This window comes from Meiothermus sp. (assembly GCF_025060375.1).
Taxonomy (GTDB): domain Bacteria; phylum Deinococcota; class Deinococci; order Deinococcales; family Thermaceae; genus Meiothermus.
The window spans coordinates 1-13,650 of record NZ_JANXCG010000021.1 but is presented as its reverse complement, the minus strand read 5'-3'; the positions used below and the strand labels follow the sequence as shown (position 1 = coordinate 13,650).

The following is a 13,650-nucleotide window of genomic DNA, read 5'->3' as shown; positions in this document are numbered from 1 at the left end:
TGCTACAATCCGGAGTAGCCAGGCGACCGCTCCGGAAGCGGCTTCCAAGGACACGTATGCGCTTTTCCTTTCCCATACGAAAAACCCTACCCAGCGCGGCAGACTGCCCTGAGTGCCAAAGCCTCCTTCGCTCAGCCCTCCTAGCGCTCCCCGGGGTGCGGGAAGTCTCCTTTGAAGGGGGCATAGTCCACCTCGAAGCCACCCAGAACCCCAGCCCCAGGTTCCCCGAGGCCATCCGGCAGGTTCAGGCCGTCCACACCCACCAGACCTTCTGGGTGGAGGGCATGGACTGCGCCAGCTGCGCCCGGACGGTAGAGGGTGTAGCGGGCCGCATTCCGGGGGTGCGGCTACTTGAGCTCAATCCCCTGACCAGAAGAATTGAGCTGGCCTACGACCCCCGCCAGCCCGCACTGCAGGAGTTCCAGCACTCAGTGGGGCAGCTGGGCTACGCCATCAGACCGGCTTCCCCGCCCCAAAGCACCACCCCATCAAAGTCTGAAGGACGCTCTATGAGCCGCTCAGTGGCGCTCACGGGGGGTATGCTGGCCCTGGCCTGGGGCCTCTCAATGGCCAAACCAGAACTTTCCGGGTGGGCCTACACTGCCGCCGTCCTGGCCGGGGGCTGGCCCCTTGCCCTCAAGGCCCTACGGGGGGTTCAGGCAGGCCACCCCTTCAGCATACACACCCTGGTAACCGCCGCCGCTCTGGGGGCTGTCCTCATCGGCGAGGCTGCAGAAGCGGCGGTGGTGGTGTTCCTGTTTGGGGTAGGCGAGCTTCTGGAAAGCTGGGCAACCGAGCGGGCCCGCTCGAGCATCCACGCCCTGGTCGCTCTAGCCCCCAAAACCGCGCTGCTCCTAGAGGGCACAGGACCTCGCGAGGTACCTGTCGAGTACCTTCAGAAGGGAAATCGGGTGCTGGTCCTGCCCGGAGGCCGGGTACCCGCCGATGGCGTGGTGGAGGAGGGGCACTCCGCCCTAGACGAGTCGCCCATCACCGGGGAGTCAGCGCCGGTAAGCAAGGGCCCTGGTGCCGCTGTGTACGCCGGCAGCATCAACACCGAAGGTGCCCTCACGATTCGGGTGGAAAGGGCCGGGCAGGACACCACTTTGGCCCGCGTCCTTTGCCTCGTGGAGGAGGCTCAGGCCAACAAGGCTCCCACCGAGCGCTTCATAGACCGCTTCAGCCGCTACTACACCCCCTGGGTGATGTTGGGAGCCCTTCTGACGATGCTGGTTCCCCCGCTCCTCGGGGGCGACGGACAGGAGTGGCTTTACAAGGGGTTGGCCCTCCTGCTCATCGGCTGCCCCTGTGCGCTCGTCCTCTCTGTACCCACAGCCGTATCAGCAGGCCTAGCCGCCGGAGCCCGACGGGGCTTGCTGGTGAAGGGTGGCGCAACCCTTGAAACCCTCGGGCAGCTACGCATCGTGGCCTTTGATAAAACCGGCACCCTGACCGAAGGAAGACCTCAGGTAACCGATGTGATTCCCCTGGCTCTGCCTGAGGATGAGCTGCTGGGGCGGGCCGCTGCAGTAGAAACCGGCTCAAACCACCCCCTGGGCCGGGCCATCCTCCGTCGGGCCGCCGAGGCCGGGGTAAGGGTTTTTCCCAGCAGCGAGCACAGAACTCTTCCAGGCCAGGCGGCCACCGCGCTGGTAGAGGGCGAGCCCCACACAGTGGGTTCACCCCAGCACGCGGCTGAGCTGGCCCCGCTCCCACCGGACCTCCTGGACCAGATCGCGCGGCTCGAGGCCCAGGGCAAGACCGTGGTGGTGGTCCTCCGCGGCACTACCCCAATCGGCCTACTGGCCCTGCGGGACGAGCCGAGGGCAGAGGCCAAGGAAACCCTGGAGCGGCTGAAAGCTCTGGGGGTGCACAGCGTAATGCTGACTGGGGACAATCCCCGAACCGCCCATGCCATTGCCAGCGAGCTGGGCCTGAAAGCCTGGGCTGGGCTGCTGCCCCAGGATAAGCTCCACCGCATTGCAGCCTTGAGGAGAGAGGGCAAGGTAGCAATGGTGGGTGATGGCATCAACGACGCTCCCGCGCTGGCCCAGGCCGACGTGGGCATAGCCATGGGCGATGGGACTGAAGCGGCTCTAGAGACCGCTGACGCAGCGCTGCTTGCCAACCGGCTCACGGGGGTGGCGGATCTGATACAGCTCTCGCGGGCCACCCTAGGGGTTATCCGCACCAACATCGCGCTGGCCCTGGGCCTGAAGGCCGCCTTCCTAATCACCACCCTGACCGGTGCTACGGGTCTTTGGATGGCTGTTCTGGCCGACACAGGCGCCACCGTGCTGATCACCGCCAACGCCCTGCGTCTGCTGGGGTTTACCAAACGGCTAGAATAAGCCCATGCGCACAGCCGCATTGGCCCTTTTGCTGGCCTCCCCAGCAGCGGCCCAGCTCTGCGACCAACCCTTCTCCCCCACCCGGCCCGGCTGGGTATGGCAGTACCAGGTGATCGGAGAGCGAAGCTACACCTACACCATCCGCAAAACCCAGATCACCCCCAACGGCTATACCCAGGTTCGCGAAGGCCCTGGCGGGCAGGAGGAGTCGCGCTACCGCTGCACGGAGCAGGGCATCTACCCTGTGGACTTCGGCAGCCAGGGCGCCGGCCGGGCCGAGATGGGAGGGCAGCCCGTAAGCTACAACCTCGAGGTCGTCAGGGTAACTGGGGTGGCTATCCCCGACTACGACGCCTGGGCGGTGGGCAACAGCTGGAAGCTGACCCTGGAGGTACGAGGCAGCGGCCAGCAAGGCCCTCTTCGCTTTAGCCTCAGCGGCACCCTCGAAACCACCTACAAGGTGGTCGCCCAGGAGACCGTGGTCACCCCTGCGGGGCGCTTTCTAGCCTACCGCTTACAAACGCAGTTCAGCACCCGACTGCGGGCCAGCACAGGGCCTTTGAGCCTCCCCTTCAACTTCGACAGCCAGGGGACAAGCTGGTACGCCGAGAACGTGGGGCTGGTGAAGAGCATCCAGAAGACCCGCGAGGGCGAAAGCGTGACCGAGCTGGTGGCGCTCAGGAGGTAGCCAAGGGCAGGTAGGGCGCGGCGGGGAGGTAGAGGTCGCCTTCTGAGCGGCGGTCCAGGGTATGCCAGGCGGCTAGGGCTATCATGGCCCCGTTGTCGGTGGCCAAGCCTCGAGGGGGAAAGCAAAGCCGGAGCCCCATACCTTCTAGGCGGGCCCTAAGGGCTCGATTCTGGGCCACCCCTCCCGTGACCAAGAGGGTGGTGTGGCCGGTTTTCCGGGCCGCGCGTCCCACCACCTGGGCGATGTGCTCCACGACCACCTCCTGAAAGCGGGCGGCAATGTCGGCGGGGGCATAGCCCTTTTCCAAGGCCCGGGCCACCGCGGTTTTGAGGCCCGAAAAGCTGAAGGAAAACCCCTCCTGATCGCTCAAGGGCACGCTCAGGGGCACCCGCCCGGGGTCGCCCTGGACCGCCAGCCGCTCAATCTCCGGCCCACCGGGGTACCCCAGGCCCAAAAGCCGGGCCGCTTTATCAAAGGCCTCCCCTGCTGCGTCGTCCAGGGTTGCGCCCAAAAGGCGGTAAGCACCCCAGGCCGGCACCTCGAAGAGGTGGGTGTGCCCCCCCGAGGCCACAAGGGCCAAGAAGGGTGGCCGAACCTCGGGGTGCTCGGCTAGGGCTGCGTAGATGTGGCCCTCGAGGTGATGCACCGCAATAAAAGGCTTGTGTAGGGCAAAAGCAAGACCTTTAGCATAGGTGAAGCCCACCAGCAAGGCACCGATGAGGCCTGGCCCCCGGGTAGCGGCCACCAGGTCCAGCGCCTCCAACCCCAACCCAGCCTCCCGGAGAACCTCCTCCACCAACCCATCAATCACCTGTACGTGCTCTCGCGAGGCCAGCTCGGGCACTACCCCCCCGTAGCGCCCGTGCAACAGGGTCTGCGAGGCCACCCGGTTCACCACCACCCGCCCGTCCTGCACCAGGCCCACCCCGGTGTCGTCGCAGGAGGTGTCAATCCCCAAAATCCACACCCTCAATTCTCCCCCCCCTGAGGCGGTGGGTCAACCTAAGGGGCCGCACCTTATACTCAAGCCTGTGCGAGCCGCCCTAAAAGCCCTGGAAGAAACCCTAAGAAGCGTCCTTTTCGGCCAGGAGCGGGTCATCCGCGAGCTACTGGCCACTGCGGTGGCTGGGGGGCACGCCCTCCTGGAGGGGCTACCTGGACTGGGTAAAACCCTCCTGGCCAAGGCCTTTGCTGAGGCCAGCGGCCTCTCCTACCGGCGCATCCAGTTCACCCCCGACCTCCTGCCGGCCGACGTAACCGGCACCGAAATCCTGGAGGATGGGCAGTTTGTGTTCCGCCCAGGGCCCATCTTCGCCCAGGTGGTGCTGGCTGACGAGGTCAATCGGGCCACCCCTAAAACCCAGTCGGCCCTCCTGGAGGCGATGCAGGAGCGCGGGGTCACGGTAGGCGGGGTGCGCCATCCCCTGCCTGAACCCTTCCTTGTCCTCGCCACGCAAAACCCACTGGAGCTCGAGGGTACCTATCCCCTTCCCGAGGCCCAGCTTGACCGCTTCACGGCGAAAATTGCCTTCTCTGCACCGCCGCGCGCCACCTGGGTGCGCATCCTCTCCGAAGAGCCCCAAACCCCTCAGGCGGTTCCGGGGTTAGACCTCCTGGTAGCCCGTGCTGAAGCGGCCCAGGTGGTGGTGAGCCAGCCTGCCTTGGAGGCCATCGCCAACACCGCTCAGCTCTCCGGCGAGGAAAAACACCTCCGCATGGGCCTTTCCCCCCGCGGGGCCAAGGCCTGGCTGGGGCTGGCTCGAGCCCTGGCCTATCTGGATGGGCGGGCTCACGTGGACTGGGAGGACCTACGCGGCTCAGCCCTTCCCGCCCTTTCCCACCGCTTGTTGCTCACCGAGGAGGCCCAGTTTGAGGGCCTGCGGGTGGAGCAGGTAATCCAGGACCTGCTCAGACGGACCATGCCCAAGTAGGCCGCTTAGCCTGCCTGGGCCACCTTCTGGTACTCTAGAGCCGATAGGAGCTCCGAAAGACCGGAAGGGTTGAACCTCATCTTGAAGAGCCAGCCCTCACCGTAAGGGGACTGGTTTACCAGCTCGGGCTTGTCAGAGAGCGCGCTGTTTACCTCGAGGATCTCCCCCTCCAAGGGGGCGTAGATGTCCGAGGCGGTTTTGACCGATTCCACCACCGCCACCGCCTCTCCAGCCGCAACCTTCCTCCCCACTGCGGGTAGCTCCACATACACCACATCGCCCAGGGCGTCCTGGGCAAAGTCGGTAATGCCCACTACGGCCACATCCCCCTCTAGGCGCACCCACTCGTGGGTCTTGGTGTACTTAAGTTCGCTTGGGTAGTCCATGCTCGCTCCTCGCTCAAGGTTTAGTCTACCGGCTTCCAAGGTTCACCCCCACAGGCGCTTATCGCCTGAGGAAGGGTAGCTCCACCACCACCGCGGGCAAGGCCCGCCCCCGCACCTCCACCTCCAGCCGGGTGCCTGGCCCGGCCAGCTCAGCCCGCACATAGGCCATCGCAATGCCCTTTTTGAGGAGAGGGGAGTAGGTCCCCGAGGTGAGGCGGCCCACCTCTTCGCCCCCGTGCAATACCCGGTAACCCTCCCGGGGGACCCCCTCTTCCAAGGCGAGCCCCACCAACCGCTGGCCGCAGTCCTGACCCAAAAGGGCCTCCTTCCCGTAGAAGTCCTTCTGGGCCTTTACCACCCAGGCAAAAGGGGTGCAAAGGGGGCTGGTCTCCTCGGTAAGCTCGTGGCCGTAGAGGGGGAAGCCCGCCTCGAGCCGCAGGGTATCCCGTGCGCCAAGGCCACAGGGGGTCACACCAACGGACCGCAGAGCCTCCCAGACCGCCTCAGCCTCGTCGGGAGCAACAAACACCTCGTAGCCATCCTCGCCAGTGTAGCCGGTGCGGGCGAAACGCACCCACTTCCCAGCCAGCTTGCCCATGAAGGTATCGTTCTTCCTGGGCGAGAGGAGGTCGGTATCGGTGAGGCCCTGCAACGCACCCACCGCCTGGGGCCCCTGCACAGCGATCAGGGCGAAGAAATCGGAGGCGTTCTCAAGCTCCACATCAAAGCCCTGGCTCAGTGCAACCAGGTGAGCCCAGTCTTTACCAATGTTGGCCGCGTTCACCACCATCAGGTACTCGCCCTCAGCCGTGCGGTAGAGGTAAACATCGTCCACCACACCCCCTTGCGCACTGGGCAGCATAGAGTACTGGGCCCGCCCCACCCTGAGCTTGGCGACGTCGTTGAGGGTCACGTACTGCAAAAAAGGGAGGGCCCCCGGCCCCCGCACCCAGAACTCGCCCATGTGGCTCACGTCAAACATACCCGCCCCCTCCCGCACCGCCCTGTGCTCAGCGGTGATGGAGGCGTATTGCAGGGGCATCTCGTATCCGGCAAAGGGCACCATCCGGGCCCCCAGGGCCAGATGGGCCTGGTAAAGAGGGGTGGTCCTCATGCCCCCTCCAGCTTACCAGGGAGGGGGTTCATCGGTCATAATTTCACCATGAAAGCACTTCAGCTCGGCTTGGGGCTGCTCGCACTTACGGCCCTGAGCCAGTCCAGCTTCAACATTGTGGAGATGCACCTGCACGTGGCCGGCCGAGGGCATTACCTGGTCGCCGCGCCGGGGGCTACCGAACAGACCGTGCGGATCCGCGGACCGCAGGGCGAGCAAACGCTCGTCTTCCAGTCGGACACCTTCCTCGAGCTGCCCCATGGCCCAACCCAGGCCCAGCCGGGCGAGGGTCGCCGCTGGCTCTACGACGGACGATGGTTCTCCGACCAGGGCTACTGGCACCGGCAGGCCTTTGAACTGGAGTTGGCCACCCCGGTGGAGTCGGCCGCTGCGCAGGCCTGGATTGAACGGCTGGGCCTGCCCCTACCCCTGCTGGTCCTCGAGGAGGCCGGCCGGGCCACCCTGCCTCCCCTGACCTATGCCCCTGAGCCCGGAGGGGTGCTGCACACCAGCCTTTGGGTGTGGCCTGGAGAGAGCCAAGCCCTAGACAAGCCCCGTCTGCTGGAGAATCGGTCGGTACGCAGCGGTGGGCTCAGAAGCCGAGGGGGTTTCCTGGCGGGTCCGGGCGAGCTCGAGCGGCTCTGGCGAGAGCTGGGCCTGGGCGAACTCCCCCCCGCTCGGTTTGAGGCAAAGGTGGGCTACTTCTTCTCCGGGCTACGGGCCGAAAGCGATTTCCGGCTCAAGGTGGTGGGGATGTCGCTCCGGGAGACAACCTTGCTGGTCACCCTGGAGGCAAGCCGCAGCCCGGGCCTCACCGCCCAGACCAACGGGGTTGTGCTGCTGTTTGAGGCCCCACCCCGGGTTGCCCGGGTTGAGCTCCGGGACGACCAAGGCCGGCTCTGGGGAAGCTACTGAACAGCCCGGGTAGCCCCTCAGCTCGAGGCCACCCGCGAGAGCACCTCGCGGCTCACTGCCTTGAGGGTTTCAAAGACCCCCATTCCGGTGGTGGCTACAGCCTCGAAAATGGGGAAGCGCTTCTCGGGGTCTATCACGGCCTGAATCATCTCCACCGGCAGGGCATCGGGGGTGTCCCGCTTGTTGGCCTGGAGCACGATGGGGATGTCCTCGAGCTTGATGCCGTACTCGGCCAGGTTCTCGCGCAGGTTGCGCATGGACTCAGCGTTGGCCCGCAGGCGGTTGGGGGCTGAGTCGGCCACAAACACGATGCCATCCACCCCACGCAGGATTAGCTTGCGGCTGGCGTTGTAGAAGACCTGGCCCGGCACCGTGTAGAGGTGAAAACGGGTCTTAAAGCCCTTGACCTCCCCCAAGTCCACCGGGAGAAAGTCAAAGAAAAGGGTGCGCTCGTCCTCGGTGGCCAGCGAGACCATCTCCCCCTTGCGGTTCTGGGGTATCTGCTGGAAAACCCACTTGAGGTTGGTGGTTTTCCCAGACATACCCGGGCCGTAGTAGACAATCTTGAAGTTGATCTCCCTTGCGGCAAAGTTAATCGTGCTCATTTCAGTTCCCGAACAGCTCGTCTAAAAGGGCGCTCGCCCCCTCTCGGTACTCGCTGTCAATCCCCAAGGTGCCGGGGCTGACCACTGCCTCCTGGGTAATGCCCTCCAGGGCCTGCGCAGCCCGCTTCCCATACAGCTTGACCCGACCCACCGGGGCCGAGCTGTCAAAGACGATCACCAGCAGGGCCAGCTCACCCACTTCTTCCACGTACAGCCCATGGGTGGATCCCTGGTGCAGCAGCTCGTTGAAGCGGGGCTCGCCCAACATTCTGGCCAGAGCCTGGGTAGCCGCAGCGTTGCCTGCAATCAGGGTGGCCAGGGAGTCCAGGGCAGGGGGTTTAGGCGCCCACAACGCCTCTTTGTGAACCAGCACAAACCCCTTGCGGTCCAGCAGCAGGGTGTAGCGGGCCCCACTCTCCCGCAAAAGCTCCTCGAGGACACGGGCTGCCTTCTCGTAGGCCTCCCCGAAGAGCGCGACGGCAGGCTCAACCATAACAGACCCAGTCTAGCACGGGCGCACCCTGAGCCTGTGATGGATGCCGAGGGGTCAGGGGTCCTCGGCCAGGGGCTCCTCCTCGAGCCGGGCCTCAGGGTCGCGCTTCATCACCTCACGCAGCACCGCTGTAGCGTAGGCCCCCTTGGGCAGAAAAAAGGAAACCCAAACCCCCTCAGGAACCGCCTCCACATCCCACTCCGTAAGGGGCAGGCGGATGGGGCGGCGGTCGCCCCTGCGGCGGGCAAAGTGCTGGCGGGTAAGGCCGTACTTCTCCAACACCTGGTCCTCTAGGGCGCGGGCCGCGCCCCGAGCCTCCCTGTACTTCCTGCCAAAAAGGGCACCGGTGGCGCTAATCTCAAAGCGCTGGGCCCGCGGGTTCTCCGCTCCAGCGTCCTCCACCCAAAACTCCCCTCCAGTGTCGTGTTTCTTGGCCACATCACCCTCCACCACCCGGTCAAAAAGGCCCAGTTTCATCCGCAAAGCCAGCCAGTCGTTGAAGAGGAGGCTCTGCAGGCTGGCCAGCAGGAACCTCCCAAGCCAAGGGGGGGTGTGGGCCTTGCCCCGGGTGGCCAGGGCGTAGCCCTTCTGCGGGTTCAAACCGCCGAGGCCAAACCGCTGAGGGCCGTAGTAGTTGGGCACCCCCTGCTGGGCCAGCCGGCTCAGCACAGCCCTTACCCGTTCGGCCGAATCCGGCGCCGTGGCTCCGCGGATGAGGATGCGAAAACGGTTGCCCTTCAGGTGACCCACCCTGAGCTTGTGGGGGTGGCGCGCCCAGTGCAGGAGCCGAAGCCCCGGCAGCTCCTGCAGAACCTCCAGCCTGGCCTCGTAGCGAGAGGGAAGGCTAATCCACTGCTGGGTGAGGGCGTGCTTGTCTTTGAGCCCAGCCACCCCAATCTGTTCCTCGGAAACCCCTAGGCGGTCGCGCAGAAACTCCAGCACTGCCCGGGTGGTCAGACCCCTTTTTTCCAGGAGCAAGAACAGGTGCTCGCCCTCCCCCCTGGGCAGGTAGGCTGGCACCTCACAGACCTGGAACTCCTCTGGACGGCTGCGGATGACCCCTTCCACCCCAGGCAGGTCGGCCGTCAGGTAGGGATAGGCGTTAAAGTCGAAGCGCAAGGAGACCATCCTCTATAGCATATAGGCGTGGACTCAACCGACCTGGAAAGGCTCGAGGCCTGGTTCGCCAACCACCTGACCCGCCTGGTGCCCGAGGGCGTGCTGGTGGCAGCGGTTTCGGGTGGGGGGGACTCGGTAGCGCTGCTCCTCCTGCTCACCTCCACCCCTCGCAAGGTGGTGGTGGCCCATCTAGACCATGCCCTACGGCCAGACTCGGCCCGCGACGCCCTGTGGGTCAAGGCCCTGGCCGAGCGGTTGGGCTATCCCTTTGAGGGGGAGCGGCTCGAGGTAGCCCGTATCGCGGCCGAGCGGGGGGGGAACCTCGAGGCCACTGCCCGCGAGCTGCGCTACGGCTTTTTAGCCAAAGTAGCCAAAAAGCACGGCGCCCAGGCGGTTCTGACCGCCCACACCGAGGACGACCAGGCTGAAACGGTGCTCCTGCAGCTCCTCCAGGGCACCGGAAGGGGCCTAGGGATGCGGCCCAAGCGGGGTAAGGTGGTGCGCCCCCTGTTGGAGATAAGCCGCCAGACGCTGAGGGAGTACCTGAGGGGTAAGGGCCAGGACTGGCTCGAGGACATCACCAACGCTGACGTAACCCTCGACCGCAACTTCCTGCGCCAAGAAATCCTGCCCCGCCTAGCCGAGCGCTTCCCGCAAGCCCAGGCCGCGCTGGCCCGCTTCGCGGGCATCTCCCAGGTCGAGGATGAGGCGCTGGACCCCCTGGCCCGCCTGCTCCTGCTGCCCGACCGACGCTGGCCCTGCCCAGCCTACCGGGTCGCCCCTCTGCTACAAGCCCCCCCAGGCCTCCGGCGGCGGGCCCTGCGGCAGATGCTGGAGGAGGTTGGGGTGCGGCCCGAGAGCAGCTGGATACTCCAGCTCGAGCGGGCCCTGCAGGGCGAGGCCTTTACCCTGCCCGGAGGCTGGCAGGTTCGCCGACGCGATGGAACGCTCTTCCTCATTCCCCCGGTGGTGGAGAGCTTTCCCCCCTGGCGCGGCTCAAGGCTCCCCAGACCCGGGGACCAGATCCATCTCCCTACCGGGCGGGTCCGACTGGTGGATTTCCTGGCCGGGCATGGGGTGCCCCCCGAGCTCAAGCAGGTCTGGCCGGTGCGGGCCGTGGGTGAGGAGGTCCAGGAGGTCTGGAACCTCTGGCCTGAGCCCGAGGACCTCGTGTACATGCGGATGGCCCTAAGCGAAGCAGAGCGGGCCGAGAAAAAAGGAGAGGTGCCCATCGGCGCGGTGGTGGTGCAGGACGACCAGGTGCTTGCCAGGGCTCACAACCAGGTGGAACACCTGCGGAGCGCCACCGCCCACGCCGAGCTTCTAGCGCTGCACCAAGCGCTGCTCAAAAAGGGCGAAAAGGTCATACCTGGGGCTACCGTCTACGTAACGCTGGAGCCCTGTCCGATGTGCTTTGGGGCCCTGGCCGAGGCGCAGGTGCGGCGGGTGGTCTATGCGGTGGAAAACCTGAAGGCCGGGGCCCTCACCGTACACCGGCTTACCCCCCCCTTCGCCTGGGAGGGTGGCTGGCTCGAGCGGGACGCCACCAGGCTCCTAAAGGGCTTCTTTTCCCAAAAGCGCACCCCGTGACATGAGGCCTCGGTTGTGCTAGAGTCTTTATCCGGCCCGGAGGGGTGCCGGAGTGGTTGAACGGGCCGGTCTCGAAAACCGGTATAGGGGTCTCCCCCTATCGAGGGTTCGAATCCCTCCTCCTCCGCCAGCTAGGCCCCTGGAAGGCCCGCCTTCCGGGGGCCTCTCATCCGGCCATCCCGCACAGCTGGCCCTCCCTTACCCGGCGGACCATCTCCTGGACGGCAACCCGGGCGTGCTCCCGCCCGTTCTCAATGAAGACACTGCGGGTATCCGAGCCGAACCCGGCGCTGCCCGCCACAAAAAGCCCCCTCAGGCTGGTCTCGAACACCTCAGAGAGCACCGGGGCGTCCCCTTTGTAGGCCACCCCCGCAGCCCGGAGCAGACCATCCACCGCCTTGTAGCCAATGTGGACCAGCACAAAGTCGGCGGGAACAACCCGCTCCTCCTGGCTCCCCCCAGGCCCGAGCACCTCGATCCACACCTCCTGCGGCCCTATCTCCCGAACCCTGGCGTTCAGGAGAAGCCCGATGGCTCCCTCCCGCACCCGGTTGTCGAAGTCGGGCCTAAGCCAGTACTTGACGCTGGGGCGAATCTCAGCCTCCCGGTGCACCACCGTAACCCTGGCCCCTCCCCGGTAGAGCTCGAGCGCCGCCTCCACCGCGCTGTTGGAGCCCCCCACCACCACCACCCGTTGGTTCCAGTAGGGGAGGGTCTCCTCCCATCCGTAGCGCACGTGCGGCAGGTTCTCCCCGGGCACCCCTAGGCGGTTGGGGTTGTCGTAGTAACCGGTGGCGACCAGCACAAAACGGGCCTCATAAGCCCCCTCCCCCATCCGGTCGCGGTACGAGACCCGAAACCCCCCCGGCCCCGGCTGAACCGCCGTGACCTCGGTGTAGGTGCGCACATCCAGCCCTTCCACCTCGGCTACCCGCCGGTAGTAGACCAGGGCCTCCCGGCGGGTGGGCTTGGCCGAGAGGGAGGGAAAAGGGTGCCCCCCTATCTCGATGTTTCGGGCTTCGCTGAAAAACACCGTCTCTCGGGGCCAGCGGTAAATGGTGTTCACGAGGGTGCCCTTCTCCAACACCACCGCCCGTAGGCCGGCCCGCTTGGCCTCTACCGCCGCCGCGAGGCCCACCGGCCCAGCCCCCACCACGACCAAATCCCACATACCCCTATGCTACAGCCTCTGGACCGACCGGTTATCCCAGACACCCAACAGGCCTACGCGTTGATGCAAAACTACCCTCCAGGTGGACCGGCTTCCAGCTCCTTCAAGACCGCACCCAAAGCCCTAAGGAGGGAGCGGATTTTTCTGTCGGGAACCCGGCTAAGCATCCGGACAACCTGCTCCAGGATGGCCTGGTCAAACTGCTGGGTAACCGAGCGGCCCTGCGGGCTTAGCTGCACCAGCTTCTCCCGGCGGTCCGCGGGGTTTTCGGTGCGCTCGAGCAGCCCCTGCTGTACCATCCGCTCGACCATCTGGCTCGCTGCTGCCCTGGAAAGTCCGGTTCGCACAGCAATCTCGGAAACCCTAAGCGGGCCATCTGCGCTCAGTTCGTAAAGCGTGTTGATCTCACGCAGGGTAAGGCCGTGGGTCTGGGCGATTTCGGTCATCCGGCCGGTCCAGTCGGCAAAGGCCTTCTCGCTCAGCCGCCACAGGGCCTGGGCCAACTCCTGCCGCAGGGCATCCACTCCTCTATCTTAGGCCAAAAAGGCGTTCGGTTTGGCAAACCGATGCTTGTGGATTACCAAATTGTTTGACAAACCAAACTTTAGGGGCTAGATTGAGCCCATGGCGCGCTCGGGCCTGCCGTGGGTTCTGGCCATCCTGTTCGTGGACATCGCGGGTGAGGGAATGGTCTACCCCATCACGCCGGGCTTCCTACAAGCACTGGGGGGCGGCACCGCCCAGGAAGCGGCCCGTCTGTATGGCTGGTCGCTGGCGCTGTACGCCGGGCTGACCCTGTTCTTCGCCCCGGCTTGGGGCGTGCTCTCCGACCGCTACGGGCGCAGGCCCATTCTGCTGCTGTCGGTAGCAGGGGCAGCCCTGGGCAACCTGCTCACCGCCGTTGCTCAGAACCTCGAGCTCTACTTCCTGGGCCGTGTTGTCGCAGGAGCAACCAGCGCCAACCTGGTGGTGGTCAACGCCTACCTGGTCGACGTCTCGCCTCCCGAACAGCGGGCCCGCAGCTTTGGCCTTCTAGGGGCGGTCTTTGGCTTCGGCTTTGTGATTGGGCCCGCTTTAGGCGGGCTGGTAAGCGACTGGGGGCTGCGGGCGCCCTTCTGGGCAGTCGCGGGGCTCTCGGCCCTCACCTTTGCGCTGGCCCTGGCGCTGCTACCCGAATCTTTGAGGCCAGAAGATCGCAAAAAGACGCTGCGCTGGCTCGAGGCCAACCCGTTCGGGGCACTGGCCGCTCTAGCCCGCTACCCGCTGCTGCGCCCGCTGGGCTGGACC

General features: G+C 65.7%; 14 protein-coding genes and 1 tRNA gene. 7 read left to right on the top strand and 8 right to left on the bottom strand.

Annotated features, from left to right (window positions below; genetic code table 11):
- Positions 1-56 precede the first annotated feature (56 nt).
- Positions 57-2,351, top strand: a complete 2,295-nt coding sequence (locus tag NZ849_RS03010; protein ID WP_295403970.1) for a cation-translocating P-type ATPase — start codon at positions 57-59, stop codon at positions 2,349-2,351.
- 4 nt (positions 2,352-2,355) lie between these two features.
- Entirely contained in the window at positions 2,356-3,039 is a 684-nt protein-coding gene (locus tag NZ849_RS03005; RefSeq protein WP_295403967.1) for a hypothetical protein, read from the top strand.
- Here NZ849_RS03005 and tsaD read toward each other — a convergent pair.
- On the bottom strand, positions 3,029-4,006 hold the full coding sequence (gene tsaD / locus NZ849_RS03000) for a tRNA (adenosine(37)-N6)-threonylcarbamoyltransferase complex transferase subunit TsaD (RefSeq protein WP_295403965.1): 978 nt from the start codon (positions 4,004-4,006) through the stop codon (positions 3,029-3,031). The genes NZ849_RS03005 and tsaD overlap by 11 nt on opposite strands.
- Positions 4,007-4,070: 64 nt before the next feature.
- Between tsaD and NZ849_RS02995 the strand changes: the two genes are divergently transcribed.
- Positions 4,071-4,970, top strand: coding sequence for an AAA family ATPase (locus NZ849_RS02995; RefSeq protein WP_295403962.1), 900 nt, complete (start codon positions 4,071-4,073; stop codon positions 4,968-4,970).
- Between the two features lie 5 nt (positions 4,971-4,975).
- Here NZ849_RS02995 and gcvH read toward each other — a convergent pair whose 3' ends face one another.
- Together gcvH and gcvT are read right to left on the bottom strand one after the other, a co-directional pair.
- Complete coding sequence (gene gcvH / locus NZ849_RS02990) at positions 4,976-5,356, bottom strand: glycine cleavage system protein GcvH (protein WP_295403959.1); 381 nt, start codon at positions 5,354-5,356, stop codon at positions 4,976-4,978.
- A 58-nt stretch (positions 5,357-5,414) separates the two neighbouring features.
- Positions 5,415-6,470, bottom strand: coding sequence for a glycine cleavage system aminomethyltransferase GcvT (gene gcvT, locus NZ849_RS02985; RefSeq protein ID WP_295403957.1), 1,056 nt, complete (start codon positions 6,468-6,470; stop codon positions 5,415-5,417).
- A 48-nt stretch (positions 6,471-6,518) separates the two neighbouring features.
- Between gcvT and NZ849_RS02980 the strand changes: the two genes are divergently transcribed.
- A complete protein-coding gene (locus NZ849_RS02980) occupies positions 6,519-7,385 on the top strand; it encodes a hypothetical protein (RefSeq protein WP_295403953.1) in 867 nt (288 codons plus the stop codon).
- Positions 7,386-7,402: 17 nt separating this feature from the next.
- Here the strand turns inward: NZ849_RS02980 and NZ849_RS02975 are convergent, their stop codons facing one another.
- Genes NZ849_RS02975 through truD form a run of 3 tightly spaced genes read right to left on the bottom strand, consistent with a single transcriptional unit; the run spans position 7,403 to position 9,611 of the window.
- Positions 7,403-7,990 (bottom strand): ATP/GTP-binding protein, encoded by a 588-nt coding sequence (locus NZ849_RS02975; RefSeq protein ID WP_295403950.1) that lies wholly within the window; start codon positions 7,988-7,990, stop codon positions 7,403-7,405.
- 1 nt (position 7,991) lies between these two features.
- Positions 7,992-8,483, bottom strand: a complete 492-nt coding sequence (locus tag NZ849_RS02970; protein WP_295403947.1) for a roadblock/LC7 domain-containing protein — start codon at positions 8,481-8,483, stop codon at positions 7,992-7,994.
- A gap of 54 nt (positions 8,484-8,537) precedes the next feature.
- Positions 8,538-9,611, bottom strand: coding sequence for a tRNA pseudouridine(13) synthase TruD (truD, locus tag NZ849_RS02965; RefSeq protein WP_295403945.1), 1,074 nt, complete (start codon positions 9,609-9,611; stop codon positions 8,538-8,540).
- A gap of 18 nt (positions 9,612-9,629) precedes the next feature.
- Between truD and tilS the strand changes: the two genes are divergently transcribed.
- Positions 9,630-11,192: a tRNA lysidine(34) synthetase TilS gene (tilS, locus tag NZ849_RS02960; RefSeq protein WP_295403942.1), complete on the top strand. Its 1,563-nt coding sequence runs from the start codon at positions 9,630-9,632 to the stop codon at positions 11,190-11,192.
- A gap of 38 nt (positions 11,193-11,230) precedes the next feature.
- A tRNA-Ser gene (locus NZ849_RS02955) sits at positions 11,231-11,322 on the top strand.
- Positions 11,323-11,358: 36 nt separating this feature from the next.
- Here the strand turns inward: NZ849_RS02955 and NZ849_RS02950 are convergent.
- Both NZ849_RS02950 and NZ849_RS02945 read right to left on the bottom strand, forming a co-directional pair.
- Positions 11,359-12,363 carry a YpdA family putative bacillithiol disulfide reductase gene (locus NZ849_RS02950; RefSeq protein WP_295403939.1) on the bottom strand — a complete coding sequence of 335 codons (1,005 nt, stop codon included), beginning with the start codon at positions 12,361-12,363 and terminating at the stop codon, positions 11,359-11,361.
- A 71-nt stretch (positions 12,364-12,434) separates the two neighbouring features.
- Positions 12,435-12,887, bottom strand: a complete 453-nt coding sequence (locus NZ849_RS02945; RefSeq protein WP_295403936.1) for a MarR family transcriptional regulator — start codon at positions 12,885-12,887, stop codon at positions 12,435-12,437.
- Between the two features lie 100 nt (positions 12,888-12,987).
- Here NZ849_RS02945 and NZ849_RS02940 point away from each other — a divergent pair.
- Positions 12,988-13,650, top strand: a 663-nt coding sequence (locus tag NZ849_RS02940; RefSeq protein ID WP_295403932.1) for an MFS transporter, incomplete at its 3' end; no start/stop codon positions are given.